A 21,057-nucleotide genomic window follows, 5' to 3' on the forward strand; every position below is an offset into this window, starting at 1 on the left:
CCCAGTTTGCAACCCAGCACCGACAATTCTGAGCGCTACGCCTGGGCCGGCTCCCGATCGGCAGGCTTCGCCAGCACGAGCAGACCGACCATCGACGCGCCAGCCCCGGCAATCATGAGAGCAGCCATCGGTACTGCGGTGTGGTCGCCACCAAGCCCGGCAATGGGAGCAACCGTGCCGGCGGCGACCCACTGGACGAAACCCTGGACGGCTGACCCAGTACCGGGATGCTCCGGTACTGCGGCCGACGCTAGCGCGCCGCCGTTCGGAATGATGAGTCCCTGGGCGGTCATGATGACGAAGAAGCAGACCAGCGCCACGACCAGCGGCGTACCGAACCACAGAGCGCCGGCCAGCATCGCGATCCCGGCGGTCAACGCCGCGACCTGACCGATCAGGATGAGCTTGCGGGTGGAGACGCGTCCCGCGAGCCGGGCCGCGATCAGTGCGGCGATCGTCATGCCACCCGCGTTCGCGGCGAAGTCGATCGAGTACGCGATGGGTGACAACCCGTTCATGGTTTGCAGGACGAACGCGGAGGTGGCGACGTAGGCGAACAAAGCACTCATCGCGGCGCCGGCAACCACGAGATAACCGACGTACTCGCGATTGCCGAGGACGATGCGCCCGGCGACGAGGAAGCTTCGCAGGCCGCCGGCGTGGCGGCGTTCGGGTGGGAGCGATTCTGGCACTGCCAGCAGGACGGCCACGACCATCGCGACGCCCAGGGCGGCAACGAGCCAGAACGAGACCCGCCAGTGCGACAGTTGCAGGATGAGCCCGCCGACCAGCGGGCCGACGATGGGCGCGATGCCGCCGACCCCGGCGATCACGTTCAGAACCCGGACCAGCTGAGCCCCGGTGGCCAGGTCGACGATGATCGCCCGCCCGATCACCATCGCCCATCCACCGGCGAAGCCCTGCACGAACCGGGCCACCGTCATCACGCCGATGGTGGGTGCGAGCGCGCACACGATCGAGGCGGTGGTCATGACGAGCACCGCCGCGAGCAGCGGGACCCGTCGGCCGCGTTGGTCCGACACCGGTCCGCCGACGAGTTGGCCGAGCGCCATACCGACGAAGAAGGTGGTCAGGGTGAGTTGGACCTGCGTCGCGGTGGTGGACAGCTCACCGGCGACCTGGGGGAACGACGGGACGTACATGTCGGTGGCCAACGGCGCGATCGCGGTCAGGAACACCACGCTCGCGACCAGCCCAGCCGTCAGCCGCGCCTGACGCCGCGCCGCCGCCAGGCCCGGTGCCCTCCGTGACGCCGCCGACCGTGTCATCGCCGGGCCTGGCGCCGGCCGGGTAGTTGACGGTGGCAACGGAACTTGCCGTTGCATTGAGCCTCCTCGGCTAGCCGGGACGGGGTCGTCTGTGGTTTCCAGCAAACCCGGATCCGGCGTACTGGGGGAGTCTCTTGGGAAACGTGTACTGATAGAGCACCTCAAACGGGCGGAACACGTCGTAGCGTCAGTGCTGTGGACAATCGAGCCGAGGTCCGCGAGTTCCTGATCTCGCGGCGAGCCAAGATCACCCCTCAACAGGCCGGGCTGCCTGACGTCGGGTCCCGCCGGGTCCCTGGACTGCGCCGGGGCGAAGTCGCCGCGCTCGCCGGAGTGAGCGTCGAGTACTACTCCAAACTCGAACGCGGCGCGCTCGGCGGTGTCTCCGCCTCCGTACTCGACGCGCTCGCCCGGGCCCTGCAACTCGACGACGCCGAACGCGGCCACCTCTTCCACCTCGCCCACGCGGCCGACGGCACCAGCGCCGGCATGCGGCCGCGACGCCGCCCCAGCAAACGCTGGACGCCGCGACCGAGTCTGCAGTGGGTGCTCGACAAGTTCACCGGCCCGGCGATTGTCCGCAACGGACGGATGGACCTCCTCGCCTGCAACCAACTCGGCCGCGCCATGCACGCCTCCCTGTACGACGTCGCTGGCTCGCACCCGAACTTCGTCCGCTTCACGTTCCTCGAACTGGACGCCGCCCGCGCCTTCTACTCCGACTGGGAGGTCGCCGCCGACACCTGTGTAGCCATCCTCCGCACAGAGGCCGGCCGCGACCCCCACGACAAGGAACTGCACGACCTGGTCGGCGAGGTATCGACCCGCAGTGAAGACTTCCGCCGCCGCTGGAGCGCCCACAACGTCCGCGCCCACGGCGCAGGCACCAAGCACTTCCACCACCGCGACGTCGGCGACCTAGAACTCGCCTACGAAAGCGTCGACATGATCTCCGACCCCGGCCTAACCCTCACCTTCTACGCCGCCGAACCAGGTTCCCCCACAGCCCAAGCCCTCGACCTCCTAGCCTCCTGGACCACCCCCACTAACGCCCACACTCACCGCTGACCTGCTCCGATCGCGTTAGCTGTTGAGTTGTTTGAGGGCGTCGACGATGTCTGGGTCGTCGGACTGGAGCCGTCCCGCGAAGCCCGCCATTTCCAGCGGGTAGTGGTTCATCATGACCAGCGTCTCGCCGGTATCAGCCAGCTCCGCATACGCCTCTGCGATAGCTGTCTGGATCTTGGCCGCCATGGTGCGCCGCGCTTCCAGGCTGGTGAGTTCCGGCGCCTCCAGGGAGCACACCGGCCGCACCGCTGCCGGTCCGCTCACGCCATCCTGCGCCACGTTCTCCGGAAGGTACTCCCGCAGCCAGACTCGGACGTCGCGGAACTGGTACGCCTCCTCGACCGCCTCACTGACCTGCCGCATCAACTGCTGCTTGGCCTCGGCCCGCGCCCCGACCGGTACATCGATCATCAAGATCGGCATTCTGCACTCTCCCTCAGTCAGTGCCAGGACTTTCTTCCGCTCCTGGCATAGGTTGGACACTACAACTAGATGGTTGGAAAATCCAATCATGAAGTTGGATGTCCGGACTGGCCTCGGTACTGTGGATGCGTGGTGGGTAAGCGCAAATACGATAACGACGGATGCCCGGTCGCTCACGGGCTCGACCTGATCGGCGAACGGTGGGCCCTGCTGGTTGTCCGGGAGTTGTTACTCGGGCCGAAAAGGTTCACCGATCTCCGCGCCGCGCTGCCGGCGGCCAGTCCCGACATGGTCAGCCAGCGCCTCCGCGAGCTCGCCTCCTCGGGAATCGTGCAACGCCGTAGGTTGCCTGCCCCCGCCGCTTCGTGGGTCTACGAGCTCACCGAGTGGGGCGCAGAGCTGGAGCCGGTGGTGCTGTCGCTCGCCCGCTGGAGCAGTCGCTCGCCCAATGCGGACACCGACGCCCCGATCGGCGTCGACTCGGTGATCCTGTCACTGCGGGCCTTGTTCGACCCGGTGGCCGCCCGTGGGTTCAGCACGAGAATCGCCTTGTCCCTGAACGGCAACTGGTTCCACTGGAGCATCGCGGACGGCGAACTGACAGTCCGCAGAGCCCAACCCGACGAAACCCAAGACGCCGACGCCGTACTCCAAACCGACCCCGACACCTTCTCCGCCCTACTGACCGGCACCCTCACCCTTGCCAAGGCCGCCCCCGCCCTAACCATCGACGGCGACCGCACCTCCGTAGAACACGCCCTCCAACTCTTCCCCCTACCACCCCAGGCCCCCGGCAACCAGCCAAACCCCGACCTCTAAAGCCCTCTCAACAAGCCGACCGCCTCACCCGAACCCCTTGCAGCAAAGACAAATCTGGTCGCCGCCGCGACGAACCGGTCGACACGTCCAGCTCGATGCACCGGATAATTTGCTCCGCGACGGATGATCGGCGCGTTGTTCGAACGGCGGTTGTTGAGCTTCGTGGTCGCCCGCGCGGCGATCCGCAGGATCCTCCTCCACGAGTCTGCGGCAGGTCGAATACACCTCCGCTCGAGTTCGTCCGCTCCGGTCTCGCTCAGGTGGTTGGTGGGTGCTGGCTGAGGTCGATGTCGACGATGTACACGTCGGTGGGGATGTACTTGACCAGGGCAACGTTCTCCCGGATCAGCTCGTCGCCGACGGGTGAGCCGGTGCCGCGGTCGATGGTGGTGCGCCAGATTTCGTTGCGGCGGAAGTGTTGGGTGCCGGCTCGCAGGAAGCGTTCACCGCGGGCGAAGACCCGGTACGACGTACTGGTCGGCCGCTCGGCCAGGATCTCGCCTTCCAGGTACCGTTCGCCGACTCCCACGCGGAGCTGGAACGTCTGGTCGGTGTCGTTGCGGAACTGCAGATCCACGTAGTTGTAGACGATGCTGCAACCGACTCCCCACGGCAGCACGCGGCCGTTGTCCGGGAACGGGTCGAAGCTGTGCGTCGAGCGCTGCGTCACGGTGAGCGGGGAGTGCAGAACCATCCAGTGCAACAGATTTGCAAGCTGGCAGATGCCGCCGCCGATCCCCGGCCTCGCCTGTCCGTTGGACAGTCGCATGCCCTTCACGTACCCCTTGCGACGCGTCGCGTTGCCGACCAGCTTGTTGAACGAGAACGTCTCGCCCGGCCTGATCAGCACGCCGTCGACCTGCGCGCAGGCAAGTTTCAGGTTGGTCACCTTGTTGTGCTGCATCCACATCTCGCTCTCACCGAGCTGACGGAGTAGGAGCGACTTGTGCCGCTTCACCCTGGTCGGTAGGTTCCTGCTTTGCCTCGTCCGCGCGTACGCAGTCCCGGACCGCATCCACTCAATCCGTCGCCGCACCCGGTGATACCGCACCGCCAGCGGATAAAGCGCCGGCACCCGCTCAGACCACCGCCGCTCACCACCCCGCGGCAACAACCGCGCCAACTCAGCCGCCGACAACTCATAGCCATCCGCAGACCTGCGACGATCAGCCGCCGTGCCCATCCCCAACAAATCAACAGATTCCACCGACCCCGGGCTACCCGTCGATTCGCGGCAACCAGATGCCGCCTCATCCGCAGAGACATCGGTGTGAGGTGGCTGGTCCGCGGATGCGATCAGCCCTGCGGGGTCGATCGGTTGTCGATCGCCGGGTGTTGCGCGATCTTCAGAGGAATCGCTGCGGCGAGGTTGCTCGTTGGTGGGCGGGATGTGGGTGGTGGCGCTGTTTGGCATTCGTTCCCCCTGGACGGGCTGGATCGGTCCGCTGACCGATTTGCAACGTTATGGCCGGTCGTACGACAGGTTGGTGACAGCGGAAACACGATCGGGGTGCACCAGGTTCTGGCGCCCAAGGGCTCAGCCGAGTTCGAGGGCTGTGCAGATCCAGCGGTTGCGGTGCACCTCCAGGCGAAGGGCCATCGCGCGGGAGCGGTCGCCGTACCGGACGTGGGCGCAGACCTCGGCAACCTCGGTCGCGGGCGTGGAGACGTGGACCGAGCGGACGGCGCTGCGTTCTTTCGTACTGCGCGCGGTGGCTGTCGTTGTGAGGCCCAGCACGCGTACGCGGCGGTTGAGGTCGGTGAAGACGCGGGTGTCGGTGAAGCGGATCAGCTGGCCGATCGGGCGGTCGCCGGCGAGCACCTCGGCGACTGCTTGTACGAGACGGGTTGCCCACGCCTGGGCGTCTGGAAGGGTCGGGCCGGTTGGCACCAGGCGTAGTACGGGTGGTGCTGGTAGTGGGTGGAGCTCCGGCGCCTCCTGATAGTGCAGGGCCAAAGCGCCTTGTGTCATTGGGGTTGCGGCGTAGACGCGGCTCCGGGTGGAGGTGGGCTCCGCGGCGGGCAGGGTGCTGACGGTGGCGAGTTTGCGGTTGCGCATGTCACTTCTCCTGGTTGGTTGGTGGCACGGGGTGGTTGGGCGGCGGTGGGTTGAGCACCTGGCCGGGATGGATCACGTTGGGGTCGGGGCCGATCAGTTGGCGGTTGGCGGCGTACCACTGGGGCCAACGGGCGGCGATGGCGTCGTCGGAGGCGGCAGGCCCGAGCTCGGCGGCAGCAATCGTCCAGAGCGAGTCACCCGGCTTGACCGCACGCGAACCGGGTCGCGCGACCTGCCCCGACTGCAGATGCGTGTACCGAGTAGGAGCCCCCGCGGTAGGCCGATCCGGAACAACAACCCGCTCAACCGGCCCTCCCTCCAACCCCGCACCGCGCCCACGACCTACCTGTTCACGTACCGCGTCACGCTTGCCCGCCGACCGCTCCGGTACGGCGGAGTCCTTGGCAGATGACCGCTCTGGTACGGCGGAGTCCCTGGCAGAGGACTGTTTCGCGGTGGGTGCGCCGGTTCGCGTTTCCTGGTGAGGGCGCTGGGTCGGGTTCGCGGTCTTGGCCTGGTCGCTGGCCTGTGGTTGACGGGTCTGCGTGGTGCGCGACGCGGTCGACGGTGCGCGACCGGTCTGCTCGGTCAGTTGGACAGAGGACGGGGCCTCGGTGGCTCGCCAGTCACTGGACGAATCCCCACCGAGGTCGACGGTGGACCGAGGCTCAACCGCACTCCACGGCCGGGCGCCTGCCTGCGTTCCGTCGGTCCGGCGGCCAGCCGCGCCGGATCCTGCGGAGGCCGGTCCGGGCTTTGCGGAGATCGAAAGCTGCGAGCCGCCGGCGCGAGCACCCGCAGTACGGGAATCGCCGGAAGCCGAATGGCGAGCCGGCGGCGCGCTCGCGAGGTCAACCGTGGAGCGGGGCTCGACCGGGGTCGAGCGGTAGGACGTCGGTGCGGTGCTGGTGAGGTCAGCGGTCGAGCGGGCCTCGACGGGAGCCGGGTGGGTGGTGGTTGGTGCGCTCGCGAGGTCAACGGTGGAGCGGGGCTCGACCAAGGCCGAGTGGTCGGCGGTTGTTGCGGTGCTTGTGGGGTCGACGGTGGAGCCGGGCTCGACGGGAGTTGCGTGGGTGGCGGTTGACGCGGTGCGGGCGAGGTTGGCGGTGGGGCGGGGCTCGGTGAGGGGTGAGTGTCGGGTGGTTGGGAGTGGGGTCTGGGTGAGGCCGATGGTTGAGCGGGGCTGGGTGGTGGTCCAGGGGCGGGTGGGGGATGAGGGGTGTTGGTGGGTGGTTTGGGGGTTGGTGGTGCTGGTGTGGGGGTGGTGGGGAGGTTGGCCGGGGGTGGCGTGGGCTAGGCCGATGGTGAGGGGGGTTACGGCTGCTACGCCGAGGGCTGAGCGGAGTAGGGCTCGGGAACCGTGGGACGTGATGCGGGCGGCTACGAGTGAGGCGGCTTGGCCGATGGCGCCGGGGATTTGCTCGAGCACGGTGGCTAGGACCGCGAGGACTAGCCAGCAGTAGGCGACCCATGCCACCGCGCCGATCGCTAGGGAGGCCATCGCGGTGAGGTCGTGAGGGGTGGCCGCGGCGATGGACCCGTCGGTGACCCAGCGCAGTAGCAGGCCGAGGCATGCCAGCGCGCACAGCGCCAGGAATCCCTTCAGTCCACGGATCGTCGCGTTCATCCGCTTTGACCTCCGATCTATGAGTTTGCGTGAGTTTGCCTTGGCTTGATCAATATAGACCTGCCTAGACCGGCTTTGGCAAGTCGAAAACGACGCAACCGTGTCACGCAGTGTCGAAGTGGTCGACGCAGAGTGGCGCTGACCGCTCGGAGCGGTAGGTTCGCGGTATGCGTCTGGAAGCCCTGTTCGAGGATCTGGAGTCGCAGTTCGAGGCTCTGCAGGACGGCGACCTGTTCGGCGAGGTCGCGGACCGGATCCGCGCCGAGGTCGGCAAGATCACCGTGCTGGATCGGCTGCGCGGCGCGGTCGGGACGGTGATCCGGGTGGAGCTGAGGCGAGCCGATCCGGTCCAGGGGACGCTCAGCCGCGTCGGCAAGGACTGCTTGTTGCTGGAGGCGGAGCGCTTCGAGGAGTGGCTGATCCCGGATGCCGCGCTCACCGCGATCCACGGGCTCGGTCCGTGGGCGGAGTCGGCGGAGGGAGCTGTCGCGGCCAAACTCGGCCTGGCGCACCTGCTGCGTGGAATCGCCCGGGATCGCTCACCGGTGACGTTGTTCTGCGGCGGTCATCCGGTCACCGGCACGATCGACCGAGTCGGCGCCGACTTCCTCGAACTAGCCGAACACCCGTTGGACGCACCCCGCCGCCGCACCGAGGTCTACAACTCGCGCCTAGTCCCTACCCAAGCCCTGGACGCCGTCCGCCGCCGCTGAGCCGAGGCGCCGAGCGGAGCCGCCGAGCGGAGCCGCCGAGCCGGGCGGAACTGTCGAGTCGAGCCGCCGGGCGGAGTCGCTGGGCCGGGCGAGTCGGGGGGTACGGGCTGAGCCTCGAGGAGCCGTCGTGCCGGGCGGAGCCGGCCAGTGTGGCGCGCGGTGGTGCGGGGTGGGGTTAGAGCTGGGCGTCTTCGGTGGTTTCGGCTTCTTCGCCGAAGGGGTGGGTGTTGATGAATTCCTTGGTTTCGGTGTAGAGGCGTTCGATGTACTTCTCCAGCTCCGACGACTCGACTCGCCACTGGCCGCGGCCGCCGATTTTCACGGCGGGGATGTCGCCGCGGCGGACCAGGGCGTACACCTGGTTGGCCGAGATGTTGAGGACCTCGGCGACGTCGGACAGCTGGAGGAAGCGCGGAGCCGGCATGCGTGCTGTTTCCCTTCGGGCCGACGGGCAGGTGATGCTTCAGTTTGCCACGGTTGGCTTCGGATTGAACCAGTTTGTCCCCAACCGGGCCGCACCTGTGGATGACGGGCGACGGCAGAACCGCGGACACGGCAGAATGTCGGTCGCCAAGTGCGATCGAGTGCAATCACGTGGTAACCGAAGCTGGGAGAGTTCCGAGTGGCCGACAGTCCTGTCTCGCGCGGTGGGTTCGCGGCGCCGTCCACGCCGACTCTGCGGACCCGAAGGGCACGCTGGAAGGACGGCAGGCTGCTGCTCGGCGTGCTGCTGGTCGCGGTCACCGCGCTGGCCGGCGCCAAGCTGCTGGCCGCCGCCGACGACACCACCGCGATCTGGGCCGTAAAGCGCGACCTGCCGATCGGCTCGACGCTCACCGGCGAGGACCTGACCACCGTGAACGTCCGCTTCACCAGCGACGACGCAGCGAAGCAGTACGTCGCCGCTGACGCCGACCTCACCGGCCTGATCCTCACCCGCCCCATCGGCAAGGGGGAGTTCGTACCGCGCGAGGCCGCCACCACCAGGTCCATCAGCGAGCGCACCGAGCTGCCACTGTCGATCACCACCGGCCGTCTCCCGTCGGACACCGCAGTGGGCGATCATGTCGACGTCTGGGTGATCCCCAAGGATCAGCCGGCTCAGCGGCTCTGGACCGAGGTCCGCGTAGTACAGATCGACACCGTGAAGGGTGTGGCGGCCAGCTCCTCGCGGCGGCAGGTACTGATCGCCCTGGGGACCAAGGACGCCAACAGACTCGGTGCGGCCCTTCCCCTGATCAGTACCGGCGAGACCGTGCTCGTCCGGCGGGGCCGCTGATGTCGGTACCCGTTCTGCTGGCGGTGACGGGCGCGCCGTGGGAGGCAGACGTCGTACGCCGGGCCGAAAGGGCCACCGGCATCCGGGTGGTCCGTCGCTGCGTCGACATCGCCGACGTGATGGCCGCGGCGGCCAGTGGGCAAGCCCGAGCCGTCCTACTCGCAGAAGACCTGCCCCGGCTCACCTCCGACGCAGTAGCCGCTCTGCACGCCAGACGGATCGCAGTAGTCGCCCTGGTCGACCCCTCGGACAACGGCGAGCCCTCCGGCGCCGAGGACCGTCTGAGCCGGATGGGGATCGAGCGGATCCTCCCCGCGGACGTCAGCGCCGACGACCTCGGCCGCGCCATCATCGACGCGGTCGAATCGGGGCCACCGGCAACTGTCTCCCACTTCGCGGGCGGATTCGTGCCGTTCACCAGCGAGGCGGCCAACCAAGAGGGGTACGGCGAGCCCTACGGCCAGGGCACCGGCCGCATCATCGCCGTCTGGGGACCCACCGGCGCGCCAGGCCGCAGTACGGTCGCTGTGGGACTGGCAGCGGAGCTTGCTGCTCGCAACATGCCCACGCTGCTGGCCGACGCTGACGTGTACGGCGGCACTGTGGCTCAGCTGCTCGGCATGCTCGACGAGACCTCGGGGCTGGCCGCCGCGGCCCGGTCTGCCAGCGGTGGCTCACTGGATGTCGCGGCATTGGCCCGACACGCCCGGCAGGTCGGGCCGAACCAACTGGTGCTCACAGGCCTCAGCCGCGCCGACCGCTGGACCGAGCTGCGTCCTACTGCGATCGAGGCCGTCTGGTCCACCGCCCGGATGCTCGCACCCTGCACAGTGATCGACGCGGGCTTCTGCATCGAGAGCGACGAGGAGATCTCCTTCGACACACTCGCGCCCCGCCGGAACGGCGCAACCCTGGCGACCCTCGAAGAAGCCGACGAGGTGGTCGTAGTCGGGACAGCTGACCCTGTCGGCCTCACCCGGCTGATCAGATCCCTGCACGAGCTCAGGGCCGCAGTACCGTCCGCGACGACCCGGGTAGTGGTCAACAGGGTCCGCTCAGGGTCGCTGGGGAGCTCACCTGCAGACGCAGTGGCAGAGGCGCTGACCCGGTACGCCGGAGTACAGCCTGCCGCTCTTCTCCCCTTTGATCAGGCGGCCTGCGACGCGGCGCTCTCGCACGGCAGGAGCCTGGTGGAAGCCGCGAAGTCGAGCAAGCTCCGTAAGGGAATGCAGCAGTTGGCGGCCGGGGTTCTCAGGGATCTCCTCAGTTGATTTTCGGGGTTTGACCCGACCGACAACGCCTCCGGGATGTGCCAGGGTTGGGTCAGGGCGTCAAACAGTGGCGCCCAGGCACCACCCTGGGAGAGCGATGTCCGACGTCGAGGGCCGCCCGGCCGGCACGATGAGTCCTGAGCGCCGCTACGGCATCGCGATCTCGGTCGCCCTGATCCTGGGTGGCGTGTACTGGGCGCTGACGAGCCTGACCGAGAGCACCAAGACCAGCTACGACGTCTACCCGGTCGTCGGGTCGGCGCTGACGATCGAGACCAGTTCGGTCGATGTCGCGGTGGAGGCCAAGGACGTCAAGGAGATCACGGTGAACCGGCGGGTCGAGCGCAACGCGCTGGGCTCGGACCCGAAGGACGACTACGACAACGGCCGGCTGCACATCAAGGACACCGGCTGCGGCTTCCTGTCCTTCGGCTGCGACACCGACTACGTGGTGACCGTGCCCAAGGACCTGGCCGTGACGATCAAGACCAGCAGCGGCGATCTCAAGGTGACCGAGCTAGGCGGCACGACCACGCTCAAGTCGAGTTCCGGCAAGATCGAGGCGAACGCGGTCTCCGGTGACCTGTCGATGGACACCTCGTCCGGCAACCTCGAGGCGGCCGGCCTGAGCTCCAGCTCCGTCACCGGCAAAACCAGCTCGGGCAACGTCGACCTGGAGTTCCGGACGGCCCCGCTGAAGGTCGACGCCAAGAGCAGCTCCGGTGACGTGACCGTGCTGCTGCCGACCGGCGCCGAGACCTACCGGGTCGACGCCGATACCAAGTCCGGCGACGAGGTCGCGAAGGTCAAGGTCGACCCGGCCGCGACCCGGATCATCACGCTGGAGAGCTCCTCGGGCGACACCACCGTCGAGTACGACCGCTGAGCACCCAGGCGGATGCCGGTACGCCGAACTGCCGGTACGCCGGGTGAGCGGGCGGCCGGGGACGGTGATCATGTTCTGAGTAGGCTTGCGGGCATGCCTGACGACACGCCTGTACTCCGTGGCCTGCTGGTGGACTGGGGTGGTGTGCTCACCTCCGGCCTGGAGGACGCGCTGGGCCGCTGGGCCGAACTGGACGGCCTCGACTTCGAGGCGTACTACCGGGCGATGGTCGACTGGCTGGCCGCCAGCCCGGTCGAGGCCGAGGTGAACCCGATCCACGCGCTCGAGCGCGGCCAGATCGCGGTCCCCGACTTCGAGCGCAAGCTCGCCTCGATGCTGGTCCGCAAAGACGGCGGCCCGGTCCAGGCGGAAGGCCTGATCGAGCGGATGTTCGCGCACTTCGAGCACCAGCCGCAGATGTCCGCGTTGATCCGCCGCGCCCGCGGCCACGGCATCAAGACCGCGCTGCTGTCGAACTCGTGGGGCAACAGCTACCCGCGGGAGACCTGGGACGGCATGTTCGACGACATCGTCATCTCCGGCGAGGTCCAGCTGCGCAAACCCGAGCCCGAGATCTACCGGCTCGCCGCACTTCGGCTCGCCCTCCGCCCGTCCGAGTGCGTGTTCGTCGACGACATGGAGGTCAACGTGATCGCCGCCCGCGAACTCGGCATCACCGGCATCGTGCACACGTCGTACGACGAGACCCGGCGCGAACTGGAAGCACTCTTCGGGATCGATCTCACGTGACCATGACGTCCACCCCACCCAGTACCGACCGTCGCCGGCTGGCCTTCGCGATCCTCGGGTGCGCCGTTTTCGTCGCGCTCGGCGCCTGGGCCTACGGGCTCTTCGACGGCATGATCGACCTCCGCGTCTACCGGATGGGCGGCTCGGTCCTGCTCGACCGCGCTTCCCTGTACGACGCACAGCTGCCGGGCTCGGGTCTGCCGTTCACCTACCCGCCGTTCGCGGCGATCGCGATGGTCCCGCTGGCCGCCGTGCCGTGGGGCGTCGCATTGGTGCTCTGGACAACGATCTCGGTGCTCTGCATCGCGCTGATCTGGCGCGCCGCGTTGCCCGCCGAGGCGTGGACCCTGGTCCCGGATCGCTGGCGGGACCGGCGGATCGCAGTACTGGCTGCGTTGACTGCTGGTTCGTTGCTGCTCGAGCCGGTCTGGCAGACGATCCAGTTCGGCCAGATCAACTTGTTGCTGACCGCAATGATCTTGCTGGATCTGGTGCGGCCGGCCAATGCGCGCTGGCGCGGATTCTGGGTCGGTGTGACGATCGGGGTGAAGCTGACACCGCTGCCGTTCCTTGCCTTCCTGCTGATCACCAAGCAGTGGAGGGCGTTCCGCAACGCGTTGCTCGGCCTGGTCGCGACGATGGCAATCGGATTCGCTGTCGTACCGAACCAGTCCTGGGAGTACTGGACTGTTGTCATCCGCAACGCCAACCGGGTCGGCGGCCTGGCCTACACGGCGAACCAGTCGTTCATGGGCTTCCTCAGCCGGCTCGGCGACGAGGCGTCCTGGGTCGAGCCGGTCTGGTTCTTGCTGTCGGCAATCTTCGGCCTGCTGGTGCTCTGGCTGGCCCGCAGGTACTGGCTGGCCGACGAGCGCGTCACCGCGATCTCGGTGATGGCGCTCGCCGTCCTGTACGCGTCACCGGTGAGCTGGAGTCACCACTGGGTCTGGATCATCCCACTCGGCATCAGCCTGATCCGCGCGGTCAACCGCCAGTGGGGGAACCGTGCAGCCGTCATCACCGGCATCCTCTGGTACGGCCTGTTCGTACTCCGCTCGATCTGGTGGGTCCCGTTCCGCGACGACCGCGAACTCAGCTGGACCGTCTGGCAGTCCATCCCGGGCAACTCCCACCTCATCCTGGGCATGCTCGCCTTCCTGACCCTCACCTATACCAGCTACTCCGAGAAGAGCAGGAGCAAGCCGGCGACTGTGTAGCCGACCATGACGACCAGTAGGGGGAGCTGGCCGATCAGGGCCTTGTGGCGGGGGAAGAGGGCGACTGCTCGGTCGTGGGCGGAGATGACGCCCATCAGGTGGCCGCAGACGACCGCGAGGACCTGGATCACGGCGATCGCGGTGCTGTGTTCGGTGATCGACGTGTTGAGGCCGAGCAGTCCGGTGCCGAAGACGTTGGCGCCGTTGGACAGCGGGTCGCTCAAGTAGATGAGGGTCCGCTGGCCTTCCAGGATCAGCAGCGTCAGGTAGTGCGCCACGACGTACCCGAAGACGATCGGTACGACGGAATGCGCGAACAACCCCGGGAGCGCGGTACGGGAGCTGTCGGACAGGCGCCCGGCCAGCAGGGTGGCGCCGACGTACGTCACCAGCACGAAGAGGATGAACGCCAGCAGAGCCAGCGTGCCCAGCGTCGTCATCGAGTAGTCGCTGTTCTGCGCCCAGCCGATCCAGGCGGTCGAGTTCGAGAAGCCGTCGTACGCCGTACTGCCGAGCAGCGCCGCGACCATGCCGACCAGCCCTGGTTGCGCCTTCAGCCCGTCCAGGTTCTCCAGAGGGCGACGGAGCACCAGTTTGCCGTCGTCACGCCGGCCCCAGGGCGACATCCGCGCGATCAGCGTCGCGTAGACCTCGAACGGGTCCGCTGTCGAGAACCAGCGGTCGCCGAACAGGACCGCCCCGAACAGGGTGATCACGACGTACAGCGCGAGCCACGCTTGGAGGACCGGCAGGGTGGCGCGGTCGGGCGCGACCAGTTCCAGCCAGGTGAAGGCGAAGATGCCGAGCGCGGCCGGCCACAGACCGAGCCACTTCGGCAGGGTGAACAACCCCTGGGAGGGCGGCTGCCGGAGCGCCTTGCTGAGCAGGAGATGCACGGTCCGGAGCGGGTTCAGCGTTCGCCAGACCGGGCCCAGGACCAGCGAGATCGGCACCAGCCCGACCCAGACCAGGATGTAGAGGAAGCCGAAGATCGGGTTCGTCAGCCGGTCGACGCCGAACAGCAGGGCCACCCCGGCGTACAGGAAGGTGGCCAGCCCGAAGAGCCGGACGAACCACCGGAAACCGCTCGAGTCGACCGTCCGGGTGATTGCGTCAGGCAACGGCTTGCCGGACGCGTCACCCCGGTACTTCGGATTGCGCCAGGCCAGCCCGAGGACGACGAAGGACAGCGCGATCGCCACCCCGGCGCCGCCGACGGCGAGCCCGAACGGGATCGGCAGGTCCTGCCGGCCGCCGATCCCGTGCAGGGGCAGCAGAAGAGGCAACATCGTCGGCGGGTCAGGAGACGACGAGCTTGGCGACCAGCTTGCCGCTCTCGTGCGTCTCGACCTCGAAGGTGCCCTTCATGTTCGCGGTGAACTTCACCGAGGCGGGCTTGCCCGGCTTCAGGTCGACCTCCTTGTCGTACCCGTGCACGTGCAGCTGGTCCTCGGCGTCGCTGACCCCGGTGATCAGCACGGTCTGGCCGGCCTGCACCTTGATGCTGGCGCCGCTCGGGTTGACCTTGCCGTTGGCAACAGTGACGTTGACGGTCACGTCGGCCTGCTCACCGGACGGGTCGGCGGTGTTCGACGGCGACTTGGTGTTCGGCGTGCTGCCCGGCGTACTGGGCGTGCCGCTCGGGGTCTGCGTCGGCGCGGCAGTCGGCGTGGGCTCGGAGGAGGGGGCGGTCGACGGTGAGGTGCTCGGGGTCGCGCCGCTGCCGGAGTCGTCGCCGCAGCCGGCCAGGACCAGCATGCCGAGAGCGGGCAGGAGCGCGAGCGCGGTACCGCGGGAGAACGTCGAACGCATGAGACGAGAGGCCTTTCAGGGTTGATTCACCAACACGGGCGCCGGACGCGCCCTCTTGCCTGACGAACGTGCGGGCGCCAGTGTTCCCGCTATGCACCATCAGTCGTGTCACGATCGCTGACAGCCATGTTCGTCCTTCCCAGCCAGTGTCGCAGCCGACTGTCGGCGGACCCGGTTAGGGTGACTGAACACGAACCATCATCAGGACAGGAGGGCCCGGATGCCGGACCGGTTGACGTCGCTGGACCTGACCTTCCTGAAGGCCGAGAGTCCGGCCACGCCGATGCACGTCGGCACGGTGGACATCTTCGAGCCACCGGTGCACGGCGACGACGGGTTCGACTACGAGAGCCTGGTCGCGCTGATCCGCGACCGGATCGCCTTCGTGCCGCGGTACCGGCAGCGCATCCAGCAGATCCCGGGCCGGTTCGCCGGCCCGATCTGGGTGGACGACGAGGACTTCGACATCACTTTCCACGTACGCCGGTCCGCGCTGCCGCGCCCCGGCACGCACGCCCAGCTGCTCGAGCTGGTCGCGCGGATCATGTCGCGCCGGCTCGACCGGGCCCGGCCGTTGTGGGAGATGTACCTGGTCGAGGGGTTGCAGGGGGACCGGTTCGCGATCATCGCGAAGTCCCACCAAGCGCTTGTCGACGGCAACAGCACGGTGGACATCGGCCAGGTCGTCCTGGACTCCACCGCGCATCCGCGCGACACACCCACCGACACCTGGCAGCCCGCGCATCCACCGTCCGCGCTGGAGCTGCTCGCGGGCGTCTTCGCCGACGCGACCCGCCACCCGACCGCAGTACTGGAGCTGGCGCGGGCCGAGATGGCCAGCCTCACCGGCTCGACGTCCGTGCGTGAGGTGCTGGGCGACGTGGTCGGCTCGGTGGTCGCGCAGCGGCATGTCCAGGAGAGCTCGCTGCACGTGAAGACGTCCGGGCAGCGCCGGTTCACCACCGTCCAGACCGATCTGGAGGACTACCGGGCCGTCCGGGCGATGCACGGTGGCACGGTCAACGACGTGATCCTGGCCGTGGTGGCCGGTGCGCTCCGGGCCTGGATGATGACCCGGGGTGAGTCGGTCAGCCCGACCCGCGGCGTCCGGGCCGTCGTACCGGTCAGCATTCGGGACGACGACGAGGAGGAGCCGACCTCGCTCGGCTCGCGGGTGATCTCGTCGACCGTCAACCTGCCGGTGGGGGAGAACTCGCCGGTCATGCGGCTGCATCAGATCTCGTATCAGACCAAGGTCCACAAGGACACCGGTCGCGCCGTCAGCGCCAGGTCGCTGGTCGGGATCGCCGGCTTCGCGCCGACCACGCTGCACGCTTTGGCGGCACGCGTCGCGACGGCGACCGTCCGGCCGATCGACGATGTGGTGATCACCAACGTGCCCGGTCCACAGTTCCCGCTCTACGCCCAGGGCGCGCCGATGCTGGCGTCGTACCCGGTGGTGCCGTTGATGCCGGGGCAGGGCCTGTCGGTGGGCGTCACGTCGTACGACGGGAAGGTGTCCTTCGGGCTGAACGCCGACCGCACGGCGATGCCCGACCTGGCCGTCTTCGCCCAGTGCGTCACTGACGCGCTGGACGAGTTGCTGGACACCACGAAGGGCAGCCGGAGCCGCGCCTCGCGCGGCCGGAAAACGGGGTTGGGGCGCGGAAAGCCGGACAAGGCCGAAGCGGTGGGGCGGGGAAAGTCAGCGGCACCATCCCGAGGTCCCAAGAAGGCGGGCTCATGAGGATCTACCTCCCATCCACCATTCCGCTGCTCGACGCCGCCTGTCACGCGGGGGAGTTCGGTCCGGCGCCGCAACTCGCGTACGCCGTGACGCCCGCGCTGCGCGAGTGGTTCGCGAGCGCGGACGACGAGGAACTCGAGTACGCCGCGATGGAGCAGGCCGCGCGGGCCTCAGTGGGGCTGCTCGCGGCCGACCCGAGTGCGGCGCGGAAGCGGGTCGTGGTGGCCTGCGACGTGTCGGCGGTTCCGCCGGCCGACGGTGCCGCTCAGCTGGGTGACGCCCGGCTGGAGCTGAATGTGGTGATCCCGTGGTCCACGGTCGCGGCGGCGCATGTGGACGGCGACGACGCCGTCGAGGTGGTCGCCAAGGCCGCCGAGCTATGGGAGGTGGCCCAGGGAGACACCGCGAATCCGGGCCACGAAGACGCTGTCTTCGCCCTCGACTCGTGCGAAGGTGAAGACCTGTTGTGGTACGCGACACAGGAGATCCCGGACTTCCTCGCGGCGGAGGGGCCGCACCGGGGAACGCGGGACCTGACCGGCTGAGCCGGCCGGGTGACGAGCTGACAGGGAGCTGATGGCGATGCAGGCGATCTGGAAGGGCGCCATCTCGTTCGGGATGGTGACGATCCCGATCAAGGTGTTCTCGGCGACGGAGGAGAAGGACATCTCCTTCCGTCAGGTGCATGTCGCCGACGGCGGCCGGATCCGGTACAAGCGGGTCTGCTCCGAGTGCGGCGAGGAGGTTCCGTACTCCGATATCGGCAAGGGCTACGAGATGGCCGACGGCCGGATGGTGATCCTCGAGCCGGAGGACTTCGCCGACCTGCCACTGTCGAGCAAGAAGGTCATCGACGTACTGGAGTTCGTGCCGGCCGACCAGGTCGACCCGCTCTACCTGGGCAAGTCGTACTACCTGGCCGCCGACGGTGGCCCGGGGTCCAAGCCGTACGTGCTGCTCCGGGACGCGCTCGAGGGGTCCGAGCTGTACGCGCTGGTGAAGGTCGCGCTGCGGTCGCGGGAGAGCCTCGGGCTGCTCCGGACGCACGACAACGTGCTGGTCCTGCAGGTGATGCTGTGGCCGGACGAGGTCCGCGACTCCGCCTTCGCCGCGCCGGACGAGGACGTGGAGATCCGCAAGCAGGAGAAGGCGATGGCCGAGTCGTACATCGACACCCTGCGGGGCGAGTTCGACCCGGACCAGTACCACGACGAGTACCGGCACGCACTGGAGCAGGTGGTCGAGGCCAAGGCGGCCGGCGTACCGCTGCCCGAGGCGGAGGAGGAAGAGGCCGAGGGCGCCGAGGTCGTCGACCTGGTCGCCGCACTCCGCGCCTCCGTCGAAGCCGCCAAGGCGCGCCGCGCGGCCGGTGGTTCCGGCGGTGGCGGCCAGGGCGACGCGACCCCGGCCAAGAAGGCCGCGGCCAAGAAGGCAGCCCCAGCCAAGAATGCAGCCGCCAAGAAGGCCCCAGCCAAGAAGACCGCAGCCAAGAAGGCCACCAAGAAGTCGGCCTGATCACACTCCGAACTCCGCCCAGGACACCGCACGGTGCCCTGGGCCTAGGGCATGTCTGACAATCAGACATGCCCTAGCTGTCCGTGGAAGTTTGGCCGGCTAAGACCTGTCAGGTTCGTGGTATGCGGTTGGACATGGCAGCATGAGGAACGCGACGTGTCACGGTCGCCCCGATCGGGCGCGCCGGACCGCCGGGAACCAGTCGAGCCGACCGAGGAGTGCGCCCCACCATGGATGCCGTCACCGCAGTACCGACGCCTGTCAACGAGCCTGTCCGGGGTTACGCGCCCGGCTCGCCGGAACGCGGCAGCCTGGAGGCGAAGCTCAAGGAGTTCAACGCGGCCGGGGCGATCGACCTGACCTGCACGATCGGCGGCGAGCAGAAGCTCGGCGGCGGGGCGCAGATCGCGGTGGTCCAGCCGCACAAGCACGCGCACGTGCTCGGTCACCTCGGCAACGCCACCGAGGCCGACGGCAAGGCCGCCGTGGACGCCGCGCTCGCGGCCGCCCCGGCCTGGCGCGCGCTGTCCTTCGACGACCGCGCCGCCGTCTTCCTCAAGGCCGCCGACCTGCTGGCCGGCCCTTGGCGCGACACCCTGAACGCCGCCACCATGCTCGGCCAGTCGAAGACGGTCCAGCAGGCCGAGATCGACGCGGCCTGTGAGCTGATCGACTTCCTGCGGTTCAACGTCTCGTTCGCGCGGACCATCATCAACGACCAGCCGGTCTCCTCGCCGGGGATCTGGAACCGGGTCGACTACCGCCCGCTCGAGGGCTTCGTCTACGCGATCACCCCGTTCAACTTCACCGCGATCGCCGGCAACCTGCCGGCCGCGCCCGCGCTGATGGGCAACACCGTCGTGTGGAAGCCGTCGCCGACACAGCAGTTCGCGGCGCACTGGACGATGCGGCTGTTCGAGGCCGCCGGGCTTCCGGCCGGTGTGATCAACCTGGTCACCGGCGACGGCATGGACGTCAGCAAGGCCGCCCTGACCCACCCGGACCTGTCCGGCATCCACTTCACCGGCTCCACCAAAACCTTCCAGTCGCTCTGGTCCACGGTCGGCGCCAACATCGCGTCGTACCGGACCTACCCGCGGCTGGTCGGCGAGACCGGTGGCAAGGACTTCATCCTGGCGCACCCGTCGGCCGACCCCGCCGTGGTGAAGACCGCGATGGTCCGCGGCGCCTTCGAGTACCAGGGCCAGAAGTGCTCCGCCGCCAGCCGCTCGTACGTCGCGCGCAGCGTGTGGAACAAGATCCGCGACGACATCGCCGCCGAGACCGACTCGCTGACCATGGGCGACGTCACCGACCTGTCGAACTTCATCGGCGCCGTCATCGACGACAAGGCGTTCGGCAAGCACAAGACCGCGATCGACCGGGCCCAGCAGGCGGCCGGGATCGAGGTCATTGCCGGCGGCACCTATGACGACTCCGAGGGGTACTTCGTCCGGCCGACGCTGCTGGTCTCCGACGACCCGACCGACGAGATCTTCACCACCGAGTACTTCGGCCCGATCCTCGGCGTGCACGTCTACGACGACGGCGACTACGACACGGTCCTGCGGCAGATGGAGAACGCGGCGCCGTACGGGCTGACCGGTGCGGTGATCGCCCAGGACCGGACCGCGATCGCCGAGGCGGCCGAGTACCTGCGCTTCGCGGCCGGCAACTTCTACGTGAACGACAAGCCGACCGGCGCGGTCGTCGGCCAGCAGCCGTTCGGCGGCTCGCGGGCCAGCGGGACGAACGACAAGGCCGGCTCGATGTGGAACCTGATCCGCTGGGCCAGCCCGCGGTCGATGAAGGAGACCTTCGCCCCGCCGACCGACTACCGCTACCCGCACCAGGGCTGATCAGCAGGTCAGTCCCCGCCGGACGGTGATGTAGAACGACGTCAGGTCCTCGATCAGGCTCTCCACCTGGTCGGGGACGGTCGGGTCGGCGTCGAGCAGCCAGTCGGCGATCAGGTCGAACAGCCCGCCGACCAGCCCGATCGCGATCGCGTGCCGTCCCTGCCGGTCGAGCTCGTCCGGCGGCTCAGCCCCGTTCGTGCCGCTTCGGGCCCGGTGCGTCGGCTCGGAGTCGGCCGGCGCGGCGTCGTACCGGTCCCAGATCTGTTCCAGGAAGGCGGCGGCCCAGCGACGGTTGGTACGCCGTTGCCGCTCGACCGTGGCGGAGATGCCGCCCGCCTGGCCGAAGGTCACCTTGGCGACGCGCGGATCGTCCAGCAAGGCGTGCGCGAAGGCCGAGATGATGCCCGGCGCCGCTTGGCGTTCGTTGCCTTCGGCCCGTGCCGCGACCGCCATCATGTCCGCCTGCAACCGCTCCGACGTGCGCCGGAGCAGCGCGACGTAGCAGTCCTCACGACCGTCGAAGACCTCGTAGAAGCTCTTCGTGCCCACGTACGCCGTACTGCAGATCTGCTCGATCGACGTGCCCAGGTAGCCGTGAAGCGCGAACAGGTCCAGCGCGGCGTCGAGCAACTGTTCCCGTCGCTCCGCCTTGCGCTGTTCGGCCGTCAGGCCTCTGATCACTCGCCCCATGGCCAGACGCTACCCCCAGTGGCTGGTTGCTAA

General features: G+C 68.4%; 21 protein-coding genes. 12 read left to right on the forward strand and 9 right to left on the reverse strand.

Annotation, left to right across the window (positions count from 1 at the left end):
- Positions 1–35 precede the first annotated feature (35 nt).
- On the reverse strand, positions 36–1,289 hold the full coding sequence (locus ACQPYM_RS08535) for a multidrug effflux MFS transporter (RefSeq protein ID WP_433017503.1): 1,254 nt from the start codon (positions 1,287–1,289) through the stop codon (positions 36–38).
- 195 nt (positions 1,290–1,484) lie between these two features.
- On the opposite strand from ACQPYM_RS08535, the gene ACQPYM_RS08540 reads away from it, so the two are divergent.
- Positions 1,485–2,357 carry a helix-turn-helix transcriptional regulator gene (locus ACQPYM_RS08540; RefSeq protein ID WP_433017506.1) on the forward strand — a complete coding sequence of 291 codons (873 nt, stop codon included), beginning with the start codon at positions 1,485–1,487 and terminating at the stop codon, positions 2,355–2,357.
- A 15-nt stretch (positions 2,358–2,372) separates the two neighbouring features.
- Here ACQPYM_RS08540 and ACQPYM_RS08545 read toward each other — a convergent pair whose 3' ends face one another.
- The gene (locus tag ACQPYM_RS08545) at positions 2,373–2,780 is read right to left on the reverse strand and encodes a hypothetical protein (RefSeq protein WP_433017509.1); all 408 of its coding nucleotides are present in this window, start codon (positions 2,778–2,780) and stop codon (positions 2,373–2,375) included.
- Between the two features lie 132 nt (positions 2,781–2,912).
- Here ACQPYM_RS08545 and ACQPYM_RS08550 point away from each other — a divergent pair, with 132 nt between their 5' ends.
- Positions 2,913–3,599 carry a winged helix-turn-helix transcriptional regulator gene (locus tag ACQPYM_RS08550; protein ID WP_433017512.1) on the forward strand — a complete coding sequence of 229 codons (687 nt, stop codon included), beginning with the start codon at positions 2,913–2,915 and terminating at the stop codon, positions 3,597–3,599.
- Between the two features lie 256 nt (positions 3,600–3,855).
- On the opposite strand, the gene ACQPYM_RS08555 is transcribed toward ACQPYM_RS08550, so the two are convergent.
- The 3 genes from ACQPYM_RS08555 to ACQPYM_RS08565 all read right to left on the reverse strand — a co-directional run bounded on the left by ACQPYM_RS08555 (position 3,856) and on the right by ACQPYM_RS08565 (position 7,285).
- Positions 3,856–4,557 (reverse strand): VanW family protein, encoded by a 702-nt coding sequence (locus tag ACQPYM_RS08555; protein ID WP_433017515.1) that lies wholly within the window; start codon positions 4,555–4,557, stop codon positions 3,856–3,858.
- A gap of 579 nt (positions 4,558–5,136) precedes the next feature.
- The gene (locus tag ACQPYM_RS08560; protein WP_433017518.1) at positions 5,137–5,658 is read right to left on the reverse strand and encodes an Rv3235 family protein; all 522 of its coding nucleotides are present in this window, start codon (positions 5,656–5,658) and stop codon (positions 5,137–5,139) included.
- 1 nt (position 5,659) lies between these two features.
- The gene (locus ACQPYM_RS08565) at positions 5,660–7,285 is read right to left on the reverse strand and encodes a hypothetical protein (RefSeq protein WP_433017521.1); all 1,626 of its coding nucleotides are present in this window, start codon (positions 7,283–7,285) and stop codon (positions 5,660–5,662) included.
- A gap of 167 nt (positions 7,286–7,452) precedes the next feature.
- Here ACQPYM_RS08565 and ACQPYM_RS08570 point away from each other — a divergent pair, with 167 nt between their 5' ends.
- Entirely contained in the window at positions 7,453–7,998 is a 546-nt protein-coding gene (locus ACQPYM_RS08570) for a hypothetical protein (RefSeq protein ID WP_433017524.1), read from the forward strand.
- 175 nt (positions 7,999–8,173) lie between these two features.
- Here the strand turns inward: ACQPYM_RS08570 and ACQPYM_RS08575 are convergent, their stop codons facing one another.
- Positions 8,174–8,422 (reverse strand): helix-turn-helix domain-containing protein, encoded by a 249-nt coding sequence (locus ACQPYM_RS08575; protein WP_433017527.1) that lies wholly within the window; start codon positions 8,420–8,422, stop codon positions 8,174–8,176.
- A 198-nt stretch (positions 8,423–8,620) separates the two neighbouring features.
- Between ACQPYM_RS08575 and ACQPYM_RS08580 the strand changes: the two genes are divergently transcribed.
- The 5 genes from ACQPYM_RS08580 (at position 8,621) to ACQPYM_RS08600 (ending at position 13,401) form a co-directional block, all read left to right on the forward strand.
- Positions 8,621–9,277, forward strand: coding sequence for an SAF domain-containing protein (locus ACQPYM_RS08580; RefSeq protein ID WP_433017530.1), 657 nt, complete (start codon positions 8,621–8,623; stop codon positions 9,275–9,277).
- The gene (locus ACQPYM_RS08585; RefSeq protein WP_433017533.1) at positions 9,277–10,548 is read left to right on the forward strand and encodes an AAA family ATPase; all 1,272 of its coding nucleotides are present in this window, start codon (positions 9,277–9,279) and stop codon (positions 10,546–10,548) included. The genes ACQPYM_RS08580 and ACQPYM_RS08585 overlap by 1 nt, the downstream gene beginning before the upstream one ends.
- A 97-nt stretch (positions 10,549–10,645) precedes the next feature.
- On the forward strand, positions 10,646–11,434 hold the full coding sequence (locus ACQPYM_RS08590; RefSeq protein ID WP_433017535.1) for a DUF4097 family beta strand repeat-containing protein: 789 nt from the start codon (positions 10,646–10,648) through the stop codon (positions 11,432–11,434).
- A gap of 93 nt (positions 11,435–11,527) precedes the next feature.
- A complete protein-coding gene (locus ACQPYM_RS08595; protein ID WP_433017538.1) occupies positions 11,528–12,184 on the forward strand; it encodes an HAD family hydrolase in 657 nt (218 codons plus the stop codon).
- Positions 12,185–12,186: 2 nt separating this feature from the next.
- Positions 12,187–13,401 (forward strand): glycosyltransferase 87 family protein, encoded by a 1,215-nt coding sequence (locus ACQPYM_RS08600; protein WP_433023207.1) that lies wholly within the window; start codon positions 12,187–12,189, stop codon positions 13,399–13,401.
- On the opposite strand, the gene ACQPYM_RS08605 is transcribed toward ACQPYM_RS08600, so the two are convergent.
- Positions 13,362–14,690, reverse strand: a complete 1,329-nt coding sequence (locus tag ACQPYM_RS08605; RefSeq protein ID WP_433017541.1) for a hypothetical protein — start codon at positions 14,688–14,690, stop codon at positions 13,362–13,364. The two genes, ACQPYM_RS08600 and ACQPYM_RS08605, sit on opposite strands and share 40 nt — an antisense overlap.
- Positions 14,691–14,700: 10 nt before the next feature.
- Positions 14,701–15,213, reverse strand: a complete 513-nt coding sequence (locus tag ACQPYM_RS08610) for a cupredoxin domain-containing protein (RefSeq protein WP_433017544.1) — start codon at positions 15,211–15,213, stop codon at positions 14,701–14,703.
- A 220-nt stretch (positions 15,214–15,433) separates the two neighbouring features.
- Here ACQPYM_RS08610 and ACQPYM_RS08615 point away from each other — a divergent pair, with 220 nt between their 5' ends.
- The 4 genes from ACQPYM_RS08615 to pruA all read left to right on the forward strand — a co-directional run bounded on the left by ACQPYM_RS08615 (position 15,434) and on the right by pruA (position 20,334).
- Positions 15,434–16,960 (forward strand): WS/DGAT/MGAT family O-acyltransferase, encoded by a 1,527-nt coding sequence (locus ACQPYM_RS08615; RefSeq protein WP_433017547.1) that lies wholly within the window; start codon positions 15,434–15,436, stop codon positions 16,958–16,960.
- Positions 16,957–17,505 (forward strand): DUF6912 family protein, encoded by a 549-nt coding sequence (locus ACQPYM_RS08620; protein WP_433017550.1) that lies wholly within the window; start codon positions 16,957–16,959, stop codon positions 17,503–17,505. Before ACQPYM_RS08615 ends, ACQPYM_RS08620 begins: the two co-directional genes overlap by 4 nt.
- A 37-nt stretch (positions 17,506–17,542) precedes the next feature.
- The gene (locus ACQPYM_RS08625; protein WP_433017553.1) at positions 17,543–18,475 is read left to right on the forward strand and encodes a Ku protein; all 933 of its coding nucleotides are present in this window, start codon (positions 17,543–17,545) and stop codon (positions 18,473–18,475) included.
- 230 nt (positions 18,476–18,705) lie between these two features.
- Positions 18,706–20,334: an L-glutamate gamma-semialdehyde dehydrogenase gene (pruA, locus tag ACQPYM_RS08630; RefSeq protein ID WP_433017555.1), complete on the forward strand. Its 1,629-nt coding sequence runs from the start codon at positions 18,706–18,708 to the stop codon at positions 20,332–20,334.
- Here pruA and ACQPYM_RS08635 read toward each other — a convergent pair whose 3' ends face one another.
- Positions 20,335–21,024, reverse strand: coding sequence for a TetR/AcrR family transcriptional regulator (locus tag ACQPYM_RS08635; RefSeq protein WP_433017558.1), 690 nt, complete (start codon positions 21,022–21,024; stop codon positions 20,335–20,337).
- Between the last annotated feature and the right edge of the window lie 33 nt (positions 21,025–21,057).

Source organism: Kribbella sp. CA-294648, assembly GCF_050943845.1.
Lineage (GTDB): Bacteria > Actinomycetota > Actinomycetes > Propionibacteriales > Kribbellaceae > Kribbella.